The sequence below is a fragment of the Cellulomonas sp. genome, from assembly GCF_015234515.1.
Taxonomy (GTDB): Bacteria; Actinomycetota; Actinomycetes; order Actinomycetales; family Cellulomonadaceae; genus Cellulomonas.
Genome location: NZ_JADGMY010000033.1, coordinates 1 through 17,161, shown reverse-complemented (window position 1 = coordinate 17,161; position 17,161 = coordinate 1). Strand labels below are relative to the sequence as shown.

The 17,161-nt window shown below is 74.0% G+C and carries 16 protein-coding genes and 1 riboswitch; of the genes, 13 read left to right on the top strand and 3 right to left on the bottom strand.

The features are described from left to right. Positions 1–172: 172 nt before the first annotated feature. A riboswitch (TPP riboswitch) is annotated at positions 173–272 on the top strand. Both thiD and IR158_RS17720 read left to right on the top strand, forming a co-directional pair. Next, on the top strand, positions 261–1,772 hold the full coding sequence (thiD, locus tag IR158_RS17725) for a bifunctional hydroxymethylpyrimidine kinase/phosphomethylpyrimidine kinase (protein ID WP_291815324.1): 1,512 nt from the start codon (positions 261–263) through the stop codon (positions 1,770–1,772). Its footprint overlaps the riboswitch before it by 12 nt. Positions 1,773–1,776: 4 nt before the next feature. Next, positions 1,777–2,403, top strand: coding sequence for an HAD family hydrolase (locus IR158_RS17720; RefSeq protein WP_291815322.1), 627 nt, complete (start codon positions 1,777–1,779; stop codon positions 2,401–2,403). Positions 2,404–2,467: 64 nt separating this feature from the next. On the opposite strand, the gene IR158_RS17715 is transcribed toward IR158_RS17720, so the two are convergent. The 3 genes from IR158_RS17715 to IR158_RS17705 are packed head-to-tail and all read right to left on the bottom strand — an operon-like array spanning position 2,468 to position 4,865. Further along, positions 2,468–3,115 (bottom strand): hypothetical protein, encoded by a 648-nt coding sequence (locus IR158_RS17715; protein WP_291815320.1) that lies wholly within the window; start codon positions 3,113–3,115, stop codon positions 2,468–2,470. 17 nt (positions 3,116–3,132) lie between these two features. Then, positions 3,133–3,885 (bottom strand): DsbA family oxidoreductase, encoded by a 753-nt coding sequence (locus IR158_RS17710; protein ID WP_291815316.1) that lies wholly within the window; start codon positions 3,883–3,885, stop codon positions 3,133–3,135. Beyond that, positions 3,882–4,865 carry a quinone oxidoreductase gene (locus tag IR158_RS17705; protein ID WP_291815315.1) on the bottom strand — a complete coding sequence of 328 codons (984 nt, stop codon included), beginning with the start codon at positions 4,863–4,865 and terminating at the stop codon, positions 3,882–3,884. Before IR158_RS17705 ends, IR158_RS17710 begins: the two co-directional genes overlap by 4 nt. A gap of 82 nt (positions 4,866–4,947) precedes the next feature. On the opposite strand from IR158_RS17705, the gene argC reads away from it, so the two are divergent. The 11 genes from argC (at position 4,948) to tyrS (ending at position 16,641) form a co-directional block, all read left to right on the top strand. After that, positions 4,948–6,012: an N-acetyl-gamma-glutamyl-phosphate reductase gene (gene argC, locus IR158_RS17700; RefSeq protein WP_291815312.1), complete on the top strand. Its 1,065-nt coding sequence runs from the start codon at positions 4,948–4,950 to the stop codon at positions 6,010–6,012. Next, on the top strand, positions 6,009–7,235 hold the full coding sequence (argJ, locus tag IR158_RS17695) for a bifunctional glutamate N-acetyltransferase/amino-acid acetyltransferase ArgJ (RefSeq protein WP_291815310.1): 1,227 nt from the start codon (positions 6,009–6,011) through the stop codon (positions 7,233–7,235). The genes argC and argJ overlap by 4 nt, the downstream gene beginning before the upstream one ends. 11 nt (positions 7,236–7,246) lie before the next feature. Then, the gene (argB, locus tag IR158_RS17690; RefSeq protein ID WP_291815308.1) at positions 7,247–8,251 is read left to right on the top strand and encodes an acetylglutamate kinase; all 1,005 of its coding nucleotides are present in this window, start codon (positions 7,247–7,249) and stop codon (positions 8,249–8,251) included. Between the two features lie 71 nt (positions 8,252–8,322). Continuing rightward, complete coding sequence (locus tag IR158_RS17685) at positions 8,323–9,570, top strand: acetylornithine transaminase (RefSeq protein ID WP_291815506.1); 1,248 nt, start codon at positions 8,323–8,325, stop codon at positions 9,568–9,570. Continuing rightward, positions 9,567–10,499: an ornithine carbamoyltransferase gene (argF, locus tag IR158_RS17680; protein WP_291815305.1), complete on the top strand. Its 933-nt coding sequence runs from the start codon at positions 9,567–9,569 to the stop codon at positions 10,497–10,499. The genes IR158_RS17685 and argF overlap by 4 nt, the downstream gene beginning before the upstream one ends. Next, complete coding sequence (locus IR158_RS17675; RefSeq protein WP_291815303.1) at positions 10,496–11,002, top strand: arginine repressor; 507 nt, start codon at positions 10,496–10,498, stop codon at positions 11,000–11,002. The genes argF and IR158_RS17675 overlap by 4 nt, the downstream gene beginning before the upstream one ends. A gap of 70 nt (positions 11,003–11,072) precedes the next feature. Continuing rightward, positions 11,073–12,311 (top strand): argininosuccinate synthase, encoded by a 1,239-nt coding sequence (locus IR158_RS17670; protein ID WP_291815504.1) that lies wholly within the window; start codon positions 11,073–11,075, stop codon positions 12,309–12,311. Continuing rightward, positions 12,308–13,723: an argininosuccinate lyase gene (gene argH / locus IR158_RS17665; protein ID WP_291815299.1), complete on the top strand. Its 1,416-nt coding sequence runs from the start codon at positions 12,308–12,310 to the stop codon at positions 13,721–13,723. Before IR158_RS17670 ends, argH begins: the two co-directional genes overlap by 4 nt. A gap of 161 nt (positions 13,724–13,884) precedes the next feature. Next, the gene (locus IR158_RS17660) at positions 13,885–14,523 is read left to right on the top strand and encodes a uridine kinase (RefSeq protein ID WP_291815294.1); all 639 of its coding nucleotides are present in this window, start codon (positions 13,885–13,887) and stop codon (positions 14,521–14,523) included. Between the two features lie 7 nt (positions 14,524–14,530). Then, positions 14,531–15,256 (top strand): DNA-3-methyladenine glycosylase, encoded by a 726-nt coding sequence (locus IR158_RS17655; protein ID WP_291815292.1) that lies wholly within the window; start codon positions 14,531–14,533, stop codon positions 15,254–15,256. A 107-nt stretch (positions 15,257–15,363) separates the two neighbouring features. Further along, complete coding sequence (gene tyrS / locus IR158_RS17650; protein ID WP_291815290.1) at positions 15,364–16,641, top strand: tyrosine--tRNA ligase; 1,278 nt, start codon at positions 15,364–15,366, stop codon at positions 16,639–16,641. The last annotated feature ends 520 nt before the right edge of the window (positions 16,642–17,161 follow it).

The window sequence follows — 17,161 nt, the reverse complement described above, 5'->3', positions numbered from 1 at the left end:
GGCGCGCGGGATCGGTGCGCAGGGCCGCCGCGCTGCCCCCTCCGTCGGCGACCAGCACCGTGAGCGTAGCGGTGGGGTGCGGTCGCGATGTCCGGACGTGTGCGGGCGACCCCGTCGTGTCCGGGTGCCGAGACCGACCCTCGGCGTGATCACCCGGACGGTCTAGGGTCGGCGACGAGACACGGGGTGCCCCGCACCGAGCAGGGCTGAGATCACACCCGTCGAACCTGATCTCGTTCGTACGAGCGAAGGGAATGTCCATGACGACGTCTGCCCTGGCCCCCGAGGGCGCCGGCGCCAGCCGCGTGCGCGTCCTGTCGATCGCAGGCACCGACCCGACCGGCGGTGCCGGCATCCACGCCGATCTCAAGTCCTTCGCCGCGCACGGCGCGTACGGCATGGCGGTCGTCACCGCGCTCGTCGCGCAGAACACGCACGGTGTGCGCGCCGTGCACGTTCCCGACGTCGCGTTCCTGCGGGCGCAGCTCGACGCGGTCAGCGACGACGTCACCGTGGACGCCGTGAAGATCGGCATGCTCGGCACGCGCGCCGTGGCCGACGAGGTCGGCGCGTGGCTGGGCCGCACGCAGCCCCCGGTCGTCGTGCTCGACCCGGTCATGGTCGCCACGAGCGGGGACCGGCTGCTCGACACCGACGCCGAGGAGGCGGTGCGGCGGCTGGTGACGCACGCCCACCTCGTGACACCGAACCTGCCGGAGCTGGGGGTGCTGCTCGGCGAGCCGAGGGCCACCACGTGGCCCGACGCGGTCCGGCAGGCCCGGCGCCTCGCGCGGTCGTCGGGGGTCACGGTGCTGCTCAAGGGCGGCCACCTCGACGGCGACGTGAGCCCCGACGCGGTCGTGGACGCGAGCACCGTGACCGAGCTCGACGCCCTGCGCGTCGCCACGACGAGCACGCACGGCACCGGGTGCTCGCTGTCGGCGGCCGTCGCGGCGCTGCGCCCTCGGCGCCCGGACTGGGTGACGGCCGTGCGCGAGGCCAAGCGGTGGCTCACGGGAGCGATCGCTGCGGGGGAGGCGCTCGTGGTGGGGTCGGGCCGCGGCCCGGTCGACCACCTGCACCACGCACCCACGCTGGGCGCCCGGCCGTTCGGCGCCGACGCGTGGGAGCGCGCGGCCGACCTGCGCGCCGCGTGCGACGACCTGCCGTTCGTCCGCGGACTGGCCGACGGCACGCTGCCGGTCGAGCGGTTCGAGCAGTACCTGCACCAGGACGCGCTCTACCTCGCGCAGTACTCCCGCGTCCTGGCCCGTGCGAGCCAGCTCGCGCCGGACGCCGACGCGCAGGTGTTCTGGGCGCAGGGTGCCGCCCGGTGCCTCGAGGTGGAGAGGCGCCTGCACGAGGAGCGGCTCGCCGGCACCGGGTGGGCGGGCCCCGCGGGGCGGACCACCACCGGGTACGTCGACCACCTGCTCGGCGTCGCCCTCACCGGGTCCTACGCCGAGGTGGTCGCGGCGGTGCTGCCCTGCTACGTCATGTACGCGGACATCGGCGCACGGATCCTCGCGCGGGCCGGTGACCTGGCCGGGCACCCGTACGGCGACTGGGTCGCGACCTACGGCGACCCCGCCTTCGCGCAGGCCGCGGCCCGGGCCACCGAGCTGGCCGACGCAGCCGCACGCGAGGTGGGTGCCGCGACGCGGGCGCGCATGCTGGCGGCGTACCTGACGTCGTGCGCGCACGAGGTCGCGTTCTTCGACCAGGTCCGCGCGGCGGAGCCCGTGGTGGCAGGGCCCGTGGTGGCAGGGTGAGCCGATGACCCTCGCGCACGTGCGTGCCGTCGTGCTGGACGTCGGGGAGACGCTCGTCGACGAGACCCGCGCGTGGACACGGGCGGCGCAGGAGGTCGGCGTGACGCCGTTCGCCCTCATGGGGGTCCTGGGCGTGCTCGCCGAGCGGGGTGAGCCGGTCGCGCGCGTCTGGGACGTGCTCGGCGTCGAGCCGCCGGCGTCACGGCCGACGATCGGCCCGGACGACCTGTACCCGGACGCGTTGCCGACCCTGACGTCGCTGCGGTCGGCAGGGTTCGTCGTCGCGGTCGCGGGCAACCAGCCCACGGGCGCCGAGGAGCAGCTGCGCGCCGCCGGCGTCGACCTCGAGCTCGTCGCGTCGTCGGCGCGGTGGGGCGTCGCCAAGCCTGCCCCCGAGTTCTTCGCGCGCATCCTCGGCGAGCTCCGGCTCCCGCCGGAGCACGTGCTGTACGTCGGCGACCGGCTCGACAACGACGTGCTCCCGGCACGCGCCGCGGGCATGCGGACGGCGTTCCTGCGCCGCGGCCCGTGGGGCTACCTCCACGCGTCGCGTGCGCAGGTCGCGCTCGCGGACGTGCGCATCGAGTCGCTGACCGAGCTCACGGGCGTCCTCCTGGCGGCGCGCCGCTGAGCGTCCGGCAGGTCCCGGCGGCGCGCGTCGGTGGTGCAGGAGGTGCCGGGCGGCGGTGCGGCCCTCAGGGCGCCGGGGCGGACGGCCCGAGGAGGTCGCGCAGCTCGACCAGCGGCCTGGCGTCGGCAGGCTCTGCCGACGCCCAGCCGACGGCGCCGAGGTGCTCCTCGACGACCCGCTCGCCCAGGACGGCGTCGAGCAGGAGGAACGTGATCTGGCCGCGCGCCTCGTCGGGGAGGTCCGCGAACGCCGGGTGCCAGGCCACGACGTCGGTCAGGTCGCCGGCAGGCGTGGTCGCGACGACGACGTCCCCGACGTCGAGGCGCGTGCCACCGAGGTCGAGGCTCATGCCGGCGGGGTCCTCGACCGGCCGACGCCACGTGTCGTACTCGAACGACGCGTCCGCGGCTGGTGCCGCCTCGAGCCAGCGGTCCGCGGTCTCCCGCAGGTCGGGGTCGCCTGCGGCCGTCACGACGAGGACGTGACGGGACGCGCGCCCGGCGCCCGTCTCGAACTGCAGCCCGGGGTGGACGGCGTCGAGGCGCGGCGCGATCTCCTGCGCCAGCCGGGACGGGTCGGCGCGGTCGTCGAAGACCTCCGCCGCCGCGGCGCGCCCCGACGCCACCCACCACTGCCAGAACGCCGCGATGGCCTCGTCCTGACGGCGGCGGACGGTCGCGGGGTCGGCGTCGCGTCGTCGGAAGAAGCCCATGTGCGGGAGGCTAGCGGTCAGCAGCCCTCGTCGCTGCAGGTGTCACCGGTCGGTGCTGCCGCGAGCGGGTTGGCCTCGCGCCACCCGGCGTCGAGCAGCTGCGCGAACACCTCGGCCGGCTGGGCCCCGGACACGGCGTACTTCCGGTCGACCACGAAGAACGGCACGCCGGTGACGCCGAGCGCGCGGGCGGTCGCGAGGTCCTCACGGACGGCGTCGGTCGCGTCGCCGCCGGCGAGGGCCGCCGTGACACGTGCGTCGTCCCAGCCGTGCGTCGCGAACCCTGCCTGCGCGGCGATCGAGACGAGTGCGCCGTCCGCACCCAGGTCGACGCCCTGCTCGAAGTGCGCCGCGAACAGCGCCTCCATGGTGGCCTCGACGAGCGCTGCGCCCCCGGCCTCCCGGGCGAGGTGCAGCAGTCGGTGGGCGTCGAACGTGTTGAAGGCGAGCGTCTGCGCGAAGTCGTAGCGCAGGCCCTCGCCGGCGCCCACGGAGGTGACGTGCGCGAACATCTGCTCGACCTGCTCGCGGGGCAGGTTCTTCATCGCGGCCAGCGCGTCGATCTCGGGCCGCCCCGGCCCGGCGGGGGTCCCGGGGGAGAGCTGGTAGGACCGCCAGTGCACGTCCACGTGGTCGCGGTGCGCGAACTCGCGCAGCGCGGAGGCGAACCGGCGCTTGCCGATCCAGCACCAGGGGCACGCGACGTCGGACCAGACCTCGACGGTCACGGTGCGGGGCGGGGCGGCGAAGACGGGGGTGTCGAGACTCACGGGAGCAGCAGGACCTTTCCGGTGGTGGCGCGCCCTTCCAGGGCGCGGTGGGCGTCGGCCGCGTCGGCCAGGGGGAACGTGGCGCCGACGCGGACGTCGAGCGCGCCCGCGGCGGCCGCGTCGAAGAGCTCGGTCGCCCGCCACAGCAGCTCGTCGCGCGTGGCGGTGTAGTCGCCGAGGGTGGGGCGTGTCACGTACAGGGAGCCCTCGGCGTTGAGGCGCTGCAGGTCGACCGGCGGCACCTGCCCGGACGACGCGCCGAACAGCACGAGGGTCCCGCGCCGGGCGAGCGAGGCCAGCGACGCGTCGAACGTGTCCTTGCCGACCCCGTCGTAGACGACGTCGACGCCGCGCCCGCCGGTGAGCTCCCGCACGAGGGCGGGCAGCTCGGTGGCGAGGTCGGACAGCTCGCGGTAGCGGATGACGTCGGTGGCGCCGGCCGCGCGGGCGAGCTGCTCCTTCTCGGGCGAGCCCACGGTCGCGATCACGCGCGCCCCCCGGGCTGTCGCGAGCTGGGTGACGAGCAGGCCGACGCCGCCCGCGCCCGCGTGCAGGAGCACGTCGTGCCCGGCGGCGACGGGGAACGTCGAGGCGACGAGGTAGTGCGCCGTCATGCCCTGCATCGGCAGGGCGGCGGCGGTCGCGTCGGCCACGCCTGCCGGGACGGGCAGCGCGTCCGTCTCCTTCACCGTGACGAGCTCGGCGTAGGAGCCGGGTGCCGACGCCCACGCGACGCGGTCACCGGAGGCGAACGTCGTCACGTCCGACCCGACCGCGACGACCTCGCCCGCGCCCTCGGATCCCACCACGTGCGGGAACGGCATACGGTAGACACCGCCGCGTCGGTAGGTGTCGATGAAGTTGACGCCCGCCGCCGCGACGCGCACGAGCACCTCGTCGGCCTGCGGCTCGGGGTCGGGGACGTCGGTGACCTGCAGGACCTCGGGGCCACCGGCCCGGGTCGCGATGACGGCACGCATGTCTGCCGCAACCCTGCCGCCGGGCGGTGCTGTTCCCGTTTCTCCTTGGTATTTGTCTGCACTCGACTGTATGTTCATGCACATGACGTTCACGGTGGCGGTGGCCGGAGCCAGTGGATACGCCGGCGGGGAGATCCTGCGGCTGCTGCTCGACCACCCGGAAGCCCGCATCGGCACGCTCACGGCGCACTCCAACGCGGGCACGCCGCTCGGCGTGCACCACCCGCACCTGCGCGACCTCGCCGACCGCGTCCTGGAGCCCACGACCGCGCAGGCGCTCGCGGGCCACGACGTGGTGGTCCTCGCGCTCCCGCACGGTGCCAGCGGCCAGGTCGCGGCCGAGCTCGAGGCGCTGGGGGAGGACCCCGTCGTCCTCGACCTCGGCGCCGACCACCGGCTCGTCGACGCGACCGACTGGGAGGCGTACTACGGCAGCCCGCACGCGGGCACGTGGACGTACGGGCTGCCGGAGCTCGTCGTGGCGGACGCGGTGGGACGGCAGCGCGAGCGGCTGGCCGGTGCGCGACGCATCGCCGTCCCCGGGTGCAACGTCACCGCCGTGACGCTCGGGCTGCAGCCCGGTGTCGCGGCCGGGCTGCTCGACGCGACGGACCTCGTCGCCGTGCTCGCCGTCGGGTACTCCGGCGCCGGCAAGTCGCTCAAGGGGCACCTGCTCGCCTCCGAGGGGCTCGGCGCCGCTGTGCCCTACGCGGTGGGCGGCACCCACCGGCACATCCCGGAGCTCGCGCAGAACCTGCGCAGCGCGGGGGCGTCCGACGTCCGCACGTCGTTCACGCCCGTGCTGGTCCCCATGGCGCGCGGCATCCTCGCGACCGCCACGGCCCGCCTCGCGCCCGACGTCACGATCGACGACGACGCACTGCGCGAGGTCTGGCGCGCGGCGTACGCCGACGAGCCGTTCGTGCACGTCCTGCCCGCCGGCCAGTGGCCGACGACCGCGTCGGTGACCGGCGCGAACACCGCGCTCGTCCAGGTGGCGTACGACGCCCGGGCCGGCCGTGTCGTGACCGTCACGGCCATCGACAACCTCGTCAAGGGCACCGCCGGCGGTGCCGTCCAGTCCCTCAACCTCGCGCTCGGGCTGCCGGAGACCCTCGGCCTGCCGCGGAACGGAGTCGCCCCGTGACCGACCACCTCGGACCCGCGCTCGACGGGACCTCGCCCGGGACGTCACCGGGCGTGACCGCGGCCGCGGGCTTCCGTGCCGCGGGCGTCACCGCGGGCCTCAAGGCGTCCGGCAAGCCCGACCTCGCGCTCGTCGTGAACGACGGCCCGCTGCAGGTCGGTGCCGCGGTGTTCACGACGAACCGCGTGGTCGGTGCGCCCGTGACCTGGTCGCGTCAGGCCGTCTCCGACGGGGTGGTGGCAGCCGTCGTGCTCAACTCGGGCGGTGCGAACGTCGCCACCGGCCCGCTCGGTTTCGCGGACACGCACGCGACCGCCGAGAAGGTGGCCGCGGAGCTCGGGGTCTCCGCCGGTGACGTCGTCGTGTGCTCCACCGGCCTCATCGGCGTGCCGCTGGCCAGTGACAAGCTGTTCGCCGGCATCGGCCCTCTCGTCGCCGCGCTCGACGCGGGCGCCGGGCTCGACTCCGCCGCCGCGATCATGACGACGGACAGCGTCGCGAAGACCGCCCACGTCCGGGTCGAGACGCCGGACGGCACGTTCGTCGTCGGAGGCATGGCGAAGGGCGCGGGCATGCTCGCGCCCGCCATGGCCACGATGCTGTCGGTGATCACCACCGACGCCGTGGTCGACGCCGCCGCCGCGGACGCGGCGCTGCGGGCGGCCACGGGCGCGACGTTCGACCGCGTCGACTCCGACGGCTGCATGTCGACGTCCGACACCGTCACGCTGCTGGTGTCGGGTGCCAGCGGGGTCGCGCCGACCGCTGACGTGTTCGCCGCCGCGGTGCTGCGGGTGTGCGCGTCCCTGGCCCGTCAGCTCGTGGCCGACGCCGAGGGAGCGTCGCACGACGTCGCCGTGCACGTCCGCGGTGCGACGACGGAGGCGGCGGCGGTGGCCGTCGCCCGTGCGGTCACGCGGTCGAACCTGTTCAAGGCCGCGATCTTCGGCAACGACCCGAACTGGGGCCGCATCATCGCCCAGGTCGGGACCGTGCCCGAGGACGTCGCGCCCTTCGACCCGGCGGCTCTGGACGTCACGATCAACGGCCTGCAGATCTGTCGGCAGGGCGGTGCGCACGAGGACCCGGCGCAGCTGGACCTCGCCGCGTCGCGCGAGGTGCACGTCGAGGTGGACCTGCACGCGGGTGACGCGTCCGCGACGGTCTGGACCAACGACCTCACGCACGACTACGTCCACGAGAACAGCGCGTACTCCACATGAGCGGAAGCGACGTGACCCCTACCGACGTGCCCGACGACTTCGTCTTCGACACCCGCACCGACCTGCGGCCCGACCAGAAGGCCGAGGTCCTCGTCGAGGCGCTGCCCTGGCTGCAGCAGTTCGCGGGTGCGCTCGTGGTGGTGAAGTACGGCGGCAACGCGATGATCGACGACGCCCTCAAGCGCGCCTTCGCCGAGGACATGGTCTTCCTGCGGCAGGTCGGGCTGCGGCCCGTGGTCGTGCACGGGGGAGGGCCGCAGATCAACGCGATGCTCGACCGGCTGGACATCACGAGCGAGTTCCGCGGCGGGCTGCGGGTGACGACGCCCGAGGCGATGGACGTCGTCCGGATGGTCCTGACGGGTCAGGTGTCGCGCGAGCTCGTCGGACTCCTCAACGCGCACGCACCGCACGCCGTCGGGCTCTCCGGTGAGGACGCCGGGCTGTTCCAGGCGCGCCGGCGGACGGCCGTGGTCGACGGGCGGGAGGTGGACGTCGGCCTCGTGGGGGACGTTGTGCAGGTCAACCCCGGCGCGGTGCTCGACCTGCTGGACGCCGGCCGGATCCCCGTCGTGTCGACCGTGGCGCCCGACATCGACGACCCGACGCAGGTGCTCAACGTCAACGCCGACACGGCCGCGGCGGCGCTCGCCGTCGCGCTCGGTGCACGCAAGCTGATCATCCTCACCGACGTGGAGGGCCTCTACACCGACTGGCCCGACCGCGCGTCGCTGGTCCGGCGGATCAGGGCGTCCGCGCTGGCCGAGCTCCTGCCGCGGCTGGACGCGGGCATGCGGCCCAAGATGGAGGCGTGCTGGCGTGCCGTCGAGGGCGGTGTGCCGCGTGCGCACGTCATCGACGGCCGCGCGACGCACTCGATCCTGGTCGAGGTCTTCACGTCCGAGGGCGTCGGCACGATGGTGCTGCCCGACGCCGACCCCGACGGCCACCCGTCGACCGTGCCCGTGCGCGCCGTGCGCCTGGCGAGCGAGGACCACCAGGAGGCCACCCCGTGAGCACGACACCCGACGCGGCCGTGAGCACGTCGAGCCCTGGCCGGCACCGTGCCGCGGGCGCCGAGGAGGCTCTGCCGATCCCGGCGGCCGCCGGTTCGGTCGCCGAGTGGACCGAGCGGTACACGCACGCGGTCATGGACACGTTCGGCCCGCCGCAGCGCGTGCTCGTGCGGGGCGAGGGCCCCTACGTGTGGGACGCCGACGGCAAGCGGTACCTCGACCTGCTCGGCGGCATCGCCGTCAACTCCCTGGGGCACGCCCACCCGACCCTCACCGCCGCGATCAGCGCGCAGCTCGGCACGCTCGGGCACATCTCGAACTTCTTCACCAGCCCGGCCCAGGTGGCGCTCGCCGAACGGCTGCTGGCGCTCGCCGAGGCACCCGAGGGCTCCCGCGTCTTCCTCACGAGCTCCGGCACCGAGGCCAACGAGGCCGCGCTCAAGCTCACGCGCCGGCACTCCGCCGGGGCGCGACCCCGGGTCCTCGCGCTCGAGGGCGCGTTCCACGGCCGTTCGATGGGTGCGCTGTCCCTCACGCACAAGGAGGCGTACCGCGCGCCCTTCGAGCCGCTGCCGCCGGGCGTCGAGTTCCTGCCCTTCGGGGACACCGACGCGCTGCGTGCCGCGTTCGCCGCGGGTGGTGAGCAGGTGGCCGCGCTGTTCGTCGAGCCGGTCCAGGGCGAGGCCGGCGTGCGCACCCTGCCCCCCGGCTACCTCGCGCTCGCCCGTGAGCTGACGACCGCGCACGGTGCTCTCCTCGTCCTCGACGAGGTGCAGAGCGGCATGGGGCGCACCGGGCGCTGGTTCGCGCACCAGCACCCGCACATCGGTGGTGGTGTCCGCCCCGACGTCGTGACGGTCGCCAAGGGCCTCGGCGGGGGGTTTCCCGTGGGCGGGTTGATCGCGTACGGCACCGCCGTCGCGTCCCTGCTGGGCCGCGGCCAGCACGGCACGACGTTCGGCGGCAACCCGGTCGCGTCGGCGGCGGCGCTCGCGACGATCGGCGTGATCGAGCGCGACGGGCTGCTCGAGCACGTCACGGCGCTCGGTGAGCGGCTGCGCGACCGCCTGCGTACGACCGGCCACCCCCTGGTGCGCGACGTGCGCGGCGAGGGCCTGCTCATCGCCGTCGAGCTCACGCAGCCCGTGGCGGCGAAGGTCGCGGCGGACGCCCTCGAGGCCGGGATCGTGGTGAACCCGTGCACGCCCACGACCCTGCGCCTGGCACCCCCGTTCGTCCTGACGGACGAGCAGGTGCAGCCGTTCGTCGACCTGGTGGCCGCGCTGCCGGCCGACCTCGCCCCCGAGGAGATCGTGTGACCCGCCACTTCCTGCGTGACGACGACCTGACGCCCGACGAGCAGGGCGAGGTCCTCGAGCTCGCGCTCGCGCTCCGTGCCGACCGGTTCCTGCGCACGCCGCTCGCGGGACCCCGCGCGGTCGCGGTGATCTTCGACAAGCCCACGCTGCGCACGCAGGTCAGCTTCGTGACGGGCATCGCCGAGCTCGGTGGCTTCCCGCTGCTGGTCGAGGGGTCGCTCGCGCGCATCGGTGTGCGCGAGTCGATCGCCGACACCGGGCGGGTGCTCGGGCGGCAGGTCGCCGCGATCGTGTGGCGGACGCACGGGCAGCAGCGCATCGAGGAGATGGCGTCGGTGGCCGGTGTGCCGGTCGTCAACGCGCTGACCGACGAGTTCCACCCGTGCCAGGTCCTGGCCGACCTCACCACGATCGCCCAGCACCGCGGCGGCGTCGCGTCGCTCGCCGGCACGACGCTCGCGTACGTCGGTGACGGCGCGAACAACATGGCGCACTCCTACCTCCTCGGCGGTGCCACGGCGGGCCTGCACGTCCGCGTCGGGACGCCCACGGACGCGCTGCCCGACGCCGCGGTGGTCGCCCGGGCGTCCGAGATCGCCGCGCGGACGGGTGGCTCGGTGACGGTCGTGCACGACGTCGCCGAGGCCGTCACCGGTGCCGACGTGGTCGCCACCGACACGTGGACGTCCATGGGGCAGGAGGACGAGGTCGCCGAGCGGGAGCGTCGCTTCGAGGCGTTCCGGCTCGACGCGCCCACCCTGGCCCGCGCACAGCCCGACGCGCTGGTGCTGCACTGCCTGCCCGCGTACCGCGGCAAGGAGATCACCGCCGAGGTCCTCGACGGTCCGCAGTCGGTGGTGTGGGACGAGGCCGAGAACCGGCTGCACGCGCAGAAGGCGGTCCTGACCTTCCTCCTGGAGGGGGTGTGAGCACGCCCACCGTGGCCGCCACGAAGGCGGCGCGCCACGCGCTCATCGTGTCGCTCCTGCAGCGGGGCACCGTGCACTCCCAGGGCGAGCTCGCTGCCCTCCTCGCGGAGGAGGGCGTCACCGTCACGCAGGCCACGCTCAGCCGGGACCTCGTGGAGCTGCGCGCGGTGCGGATCCGCACGGCCACCGGTGCTCTGGCCTACGCGGTGCCCGCGGAGGGCGGTGACCGCACGCCGACGCGGTCGGACGCCGAGCACCTCGCGGCACGCCTCGCGCGCCTGTGCGCGGAGCTGCTGGTCAGCGCGGAGGCGTCGGGCAACCTGGTCGTGCTGCGCACGCCACCGGGGGCCGCGCAGTTCCTGGCGTCGGCGATCGACCACTCCGTGATGCCCTCGGTCCTCGGCACCATCGCGGGGGACGACACGGTGCTCGTCATCTCGCGCGATCCGGCCGGTGGCGAGGCGCTCGCCGCCCGCTTCCTGACGCTGGCCGCCGAGGGCTGAGCGGGTTATGCATAGGTCCGCATGACCATGTATGTTCATGCAAGCGGACCTCGAGAAGGAGAAAACTGACATGACCGAACGCGTCGTCCTCGCGTACTCCGGCGGCCTCGACACCTCGGTGGGGATCGGCTGGGTCGCCGAGGCCACCGGTGCCGAGGTGATCGCCGTCGCCGTCGACGTCGGCCAGGGCGGTGAGGACCTCGAGGTCATCCGTCGCCGCGCGCTCGACTGCGGCGCGGTCGAGGCCTACGTCGCCGACGCGCGTGACGAGTTCGCGACCGAGTACTGCATGCCGGCGCTCAAGGCGAACGGCATGTACCTCGACCGGTACCCGCTCGTCTCGGCGCTCTCGCGCCCGGTCATCGTCAAGCACCTGGTGCGCGCGGCCCGGCAGTTCGGCGCCACCACGGTCGCGCACGGCTGCACCGGCAAGGGCAACGACCAGGTCCGGTTCGAGGTCGGCATCACCTCCCTCGCGCCCGACCTGAAGTGCCTCGCACCGGTCCGGGACCTCGCCCTGACGCGCGACAAGGCGATCGAGTACGCCGAGAAGCACAAGCTGCCGATCGCGACCACCAAGCACAACCCGTTCTCGATCGACCAGAACGTGTGGGGCCGCGCGGTGGAGACGGGCTTCCTCGAGGACATCTGGAACGGCCCCACCAAGGACGTCTACACCTACACCGACGACCCGACGTTCCCGCCGGTCGCCGACGAGGTCGTCATCACGTTCGAGCCCGGCATCCCGGTCGCGCTCGACGGTGTGCCCGTGACGCCGCTGCAGGCGATCCAGGAGATGAACCGCCGCGCCGGCGCCCAGGGCGTCGGCCGGATCGACATCGTCGAGGACCGCCTGGTCGGCATCAAGTCCCGCGAGGTCTACGAGGCGCCCGGCGCCATCGCGCTCATCGCCGCGCACCAGGAGCTCGAGAACGTCACGGTCGAGCGCGAGCAGGCGCGGTTCAAGCGCGGCGTGGAGCAGCGCTGGTCCGAGCTGGTCTACGACGGCCAGTGGTTCTCGCCGCTGAAGAAGTCGCTCGACATCTTCGTCGACGACACGCAGCGCTACGTCTCCGGCGACGTCCGCATGGTGCTGCACGGCGGCCGTGCGACGGTCACCGGTCGCCGCTCCGACTCGAGCCTGTACGACTTCAACCTCGCGACGTACGACTCCGGCGACACGTTCGACCAGTCGGCGGCGCGCGGCTTCATCGAGATCTACGGCCTGAGCTCCAAGCTCGCCGCCGCGCGTGACGTCAAGTTCGGCAACGCCCCCGACCTGGGGACGCAGGGAGGCATCGACGCGTGACCGACCAGCCCGGCCCGCTCGCGCTGTGGGGCGGACGCTTCGCGTCCGGCCCCGCGGCGGCCCTCGCCGACCTCTCGCGCTCGACGCAGTTCGACTGGCGCCTCGCTGACGACGACATCACCGGCTCGGTCGCGCACGCCCACGTGCTGCACGCGGCCGGGCTGCTGTCGGACGACGAGGTCGCCGGCATGGTCGACGCGCTCGAGCGGCTGCGCGCCGACGTCGCGTCGGGGGCGTTCGCGCCCCTGCCGGACGACGAGGACGTGCACACCGCGCTCGAGCGCGGGCTCATCGAGCGGGCCGGGACCGACCTGGGCGGCAAGCTGCGGGCCGGGCGGTCGCGCAACGACCAGATCGCGACGCTCGTGCGCCTGTACCTGCGCCGCCAGTCGCGCGTGCTGTCGGCCCTGGTGCTCGACGTCGTCGACGCGCTCGTGGCCCAGGCCGAGGTCGCCGGTGACGCACCCATGCCGGGCCGGACGCACCTGCAGCACGCGCAGCCCGTCCTGCTCGCGCACCACCTGCTCGCCCACGCGTGGCCGCTGCTGCGCGACGTCGAGCGCTGGGCCGACTGGGACGCGCGCGCGGCGCGTTCGCCGTACGGCTCGGGTGCGCTGGCGGGCTCGTCGCTGGGTCTGGACCCGGCGGCGGTGGCGGCCGAGCTCGGCTTCGCGGGCCCCGTCGAGAACTCGATCGACGGCACCGCGTCGCGCGACGTCGTCGCGGAGTTCGCGTTCGTCGCCGCGATGACCGCCGTCGACCTGTCGCGTCTGGCGGAGGACATCATCCTGTGGGCGACCAAGGAGTTCGGGTTCGTGCGTCTGCACGACGCGTACTCGACCGGGTCGAGCATCATGCCGCAGAAGAAGAACCCCGACGTCGCCGAGCTCGCGCGCGGCAAGGCCGGGCGGCTCATCGGGGACCTCACGGGTCTGCTGACCACGCTCAAGGGCCTGCCGCTCGCGTACAACCGTGACCTGCAGGAGGACAAGGAGCCGGTCTTCGACCAGGTGGACCAGCTGACCGTCCTGCTGCCGGCGTTCGCCGGCATGGTCGCGACGCTCACGTTCGACACCGACCGCATGGCGGCGCTCGCGCCGCAGGGCTTCTCCCTGGCGACCGACATCGCCGAGTGGCTCGTCCGCCAGGGCGTCCCGTTCCGTGTCGCGCACGAGGTCGCCGGCACGTGCGTACGGACGTGCGAGGAGCGCGGCATCGAGCTCTGGGACCTGTCGGACGCCGACCTCGCCACGATCAGCGAGCACCTGACGCCCGACGTGCGGACGGTGCTGTCGGTCGAGGGCTCGCTCGCGTCGCGCGACGCGGTGGGTGGCACCGCGCCGGTACGGGTGGCGGAGCAGCTCGTCGCCGCACGGGACCGCAGCGCGCGCCTGCGGGCCGGGCGCGCCTGACGGAGCCTTGCCCCGGTGCGGGAGGCGCGGGATGGTGCGATGGGTACGGGCTGGTCGGTGACGGCGCTCGCGGTCGCCGACGTCACGTGCCGGGCCGACCTCGAGCGGTGGGTGGCGTGGGCGCAGGTGCAGCGCGCCCGGTCGGCGCAGTGAGGTCCGTCGTGCCCTCGTCGGGCGGTGCGCCCGGCGCGGAAGCCGTGGCGGAGCGTGCGCTGCGTGAGCCGTCTCGCCTGGGACCGGTACGGCTGGTCTGCATCGACGGGCCTGCGGGCTCGGGCAAGACGACGACCGCAGAACGCGTGCGGGAGCACCTGATCCGTCGCGGTGCCGGCGTCGCGGTCGTGCACCTCGACGACCTCTACGACGGCTGGCACGGGCTCGAGGGCACGCTGTGGCCCCGCGTGGTGGCCCAGGTGCTCGAGCCGTTGCGGCACGGTCGAGCGGGTCGACTCCAGCGGTACGACTGGGCCGCCGGCGCCTTCGCCGACTGGGTCGACGTCCCCGTCGAGGACGTGCTCCTCCTGGAGGGGTGCGGGTCCGCACGCCGTGACGCGGACGCCGTCGCCTCGTTGCGGGTGTGGGTCGAGGCGCCCGACGCGCTGCGGCTCGAGCGCGGGCTCGCCCGTGACGGCGAGGCCGCGCGCGTCCACTGGAAGGCGTGGATGGCGGACGAGCGTGCCCACTTCGCGCGTGAGAGCACGCGGGAGCGCGCCGACCTGTGGCTCGACGCGGCGGGCGAGGTGGTCCCGCGGACGTCTGACGCGGACGACCCCGCGCCGTCCGGGACCGGTTTGGCATGATGAGCCTGTGCACCCCCCGGCGTCCTCGACGGGCCGGTCGGACGACGGACTCGTCCCCGGCCTGGCGGCGGTGCCCGCGCACACCTGGTACGCCCGTCCACCCCTGGCTGTCGCGCGTGATCTGCTCGGCGCATTCGTCACGACACGCAGCGACGAGGGCGACGTGACGGTGCGTCTCACCGAGGTCGAGGCGTACGGCGGCGAGGACGACCCGGGGTCCCACGCGTACCGCGGGCGGACCGGACGGAACGCCGCGATGTTCGGCGAGCCCGGTCGGCTCTACGTCTACCGCCATCTCGGCCTGCACCACTGCGTCAACGTCGTCACCGAGGTCGCCGGCCGGGCGTCTGCCGTCCTGCTGCGTGCCGGTGAGGTCGTCGAGGGCGCGGACCTGGCCTGGGCGCGACGCGAGCGGGCCGGCGTCGTCGACAGCGTGCGCCAGCTCGCGCGTGGCCCGGCGCGCCTCGCCGTCGCCCTGGGCCTCGACCTCGAGGCGAACGGTGCGGACCTCACCGAGCTCGATGGTCGCGTGCTCGTCCGCAGGCGGGACCCGCGCACGATCCAGCCCCCGGTGGCGGCCGGCCCCCGCGTCGGTGTCTCCGGCGCGGGCGGTGACGGCGGGCTGCACCCCTGGCGTCTGTGGCTCACCGGCGAGCGGACCGTCTCCGCCTATCGCCCCGCGTATCGGTCGCCGACGTCGGCAGACGCCCCCGGGGCGACGACGTCGGCCTGACACCGAACCGAGCACGACCAGCGTCGTGCCGCGCGGACGCGCGGCCTGCGACGACCACCCGCCGTACCCCGCCACCGGGCGGGTCGGCACCTGAACTGGAGACGACCGTGACCGACATCCTCGACGAGCTCGCGTGGCGCGGGCTCCTCGCCCAGCACACCGACCTCGACGCGCTGCGCGCCGAGCTGGCCGCGGGTCCGCTCGCGTTGTACTGCGGGTTCGACCCCACCGCGCCGAGCCTGCACATCGGGAACCTCGTGCAGATCCTGACGGTCCGGCGCCTGCAGGACGCGGGGCACCGGCCGTTCGCCCTCGTCGGTGGTGCCACGGGCCTCATCGGCGACCCCAAGATGACGGGGGAGCGGACCTTGAACTCGCCGGACCTCGTGGCCGGCTGGGTCGAGCGGATCCGGGGGCAGATCGCGCCGCTGCTCCGGTTCGACGGCGCCAACGCCGCGACCATGGTCAACAACCTCGACTGGACGTCCGGGCTGTCGGCGATCGACTTCCTGCGCGACGTGGGCAAGCACTACCGCCTCGGCACGATGCTGGCCAAGGACACGGTCGCGCGCCGGCTGCACAGCGACCAGGGCATCAGCTTCACCGAGTTCAGCTACCAGATCCTGCAGGGCATGGACTACCTCGAGCTCTTCCGCCGGCACGGCGTGCGTCTGCAGACGGGTGGCAACGACCAGTGGGGCAACCTGCTCTCCGGCGTGGAGCTGGTCCGCAAGGTCGAGGGCACGGCCGTCCACGCCCTGACGACGCCGCTCATCACCAAGGCGGACGGCACGAAGTTCGGCAAGACGGAGTCGGGGACCGTGTGGCTCGACCCTGAGATGACGACGCCGTACGCGTTCTACCAGTTCTGGCTCAACGCGGACGACGCCGACGTCGCCGGGTACCTCAAGGTGTTCACGTTCCGCACGCGTGAGGAGATCGCCGAGCTCGAGCTGGCGGTCGCCGAGCGGCCGGCGGCTCGTGAGGCGCAGCGGGCGCTCGCGTACGACGTCACGGCGCTGGTCCACGGCGCCGACGTCGCGGACGCGGTGGTCGCCGCCAGCCAGGCGCTCTTCGGCAGGGGAGCGCTCGACGCCCTGGACGAGGCGACGCTCGGCGCCGCGGTCGCGGAGCTGCCGAGCGCACCCGGCCGGCCCGGGGACCTCCTGGTCGACCTGTTCGCCGCCACCGGTGTGGTCGCCAGCAAGGCGGCGGCGCGTCGCGCCATCGGCGAGGGCGGTGCGTCGGTGAACAACGTGCGGGTCGCCGGCGAGGACGCGACGCTCGCGGCAGAGGACCTGCTGCACGGCAGGTGGGCTGTGCTGCGACGTGGCAAGCGGACGCTCGCGGTCGTCGACGCGCAGCCGGGCACGCGGTCGGACTGACCACGACGCGCTCCCGACGAGGGCCCTCCCGGCACCTGCCCGGAGGGCCCTCGGCACGTCCGGGGGACCGCCTCGATGCGCCCCGCCGGCGTCTCCACGGGTCCGCCCGCGCGGTGACCGGCGTCACGCGCCCACGGGTTTGCCCTCCGGGCGGCAGTCGCGTAACGTTCCTCTAGCCCGCCCAGCAGGGAGGAACGGACACCGAGCCCAGCTCGATGGTCGGTCCCGCGGAGCAGGGCACTACCCGCATGATGAACCTCGGCGCTCAGAGCGTCGGGTAGAGTCATGCGGCGGGGATCGGAAGATCCGCGCCGCATGGTGAAGCCCGAAGCTCACAGGGTCGGGTACAGTGATGCGGCGGCGATCCGGAGAGATCAACGGCCACCACGGTGGTCAGAGACACCGAGAAAGCCTGCTAGATTAGAACACGAACAAGCCTCCTGCGGAAAGCGGAAACGCCGAAGAGGATGCGCGTCTGTTCCTTGAGAACTCAACAGTGTGCCAAGTAGTCGATGCCATA